Annotated in this window: 1 pseudogene; it reads right to left on the reverse strand. The window is 60.8% G+C overall.

Features of this window, described 5'->3' with window-relative positions:
- Nucleotides 1–318, reverse strand: a pseudogene (locus EN884_RS38105) (hypothetical protein); the annotation flags it as partial.
- Nucleotides 319–492 lie beyond the last annotated feature (174 nt).

Raw genomic sequence — 492 nt, forward strand, 5'->3', positions numbered from 1 at the left:
GCCGTTGGCATCGCTGTGCAACGAGGCGACGTCGTCAGCGATCTTGACGCCCTTGGCGTTCACCCACGGCCCCTTGCCGATACGGTCGCGGGCGTCGGTGTCGCTGGTCGACAGATAGGCGGCCCAACTCTTGCCGGTGACGCCGGCGGCTTCCGCCAGCGATGCGCAATGCGCGTCAGCACCCTTGAGGCCGCCGAGGTCGGCACCCTTGCCGGAACCGACACTGGTGACGAAGAAGCTCATCTTGGCATCTTGCGAGTAAGCGGCGCCCGCGGCTGCGATCAGGATGGCCGCGGTGGCGAGAAGCAGTTTGCGCATGGTGGTTCCTCCGGTTTGGGCTTCGACTACGTCGAAGAAACGTTTCCGGAGGCCTGTTTAATCCCTACGCATGTCGCTTAAAAGTGCGCAGCGGTTTTTGGGAAACCGACATGCGTCAAAAAAAAGGCTCAACTTTTATTCCGGCTGACTATAGGCGACGAAGCGATTGTGCTT

The sequence above is a fragment of the Mesorhizobium sp. M7A.F.Ca.AU.001.01.1.1 genome, from assembly GCF_004022735.1.
In the GTDB taxonomy this organism is placed as follows: domain Bacteria; phylum Pseudomonadota; class Alphaproteobacteria; order Rhizobiales; family Rhizobiaceae; genus Mesorhizobium; species Mesorhizobium ciceri.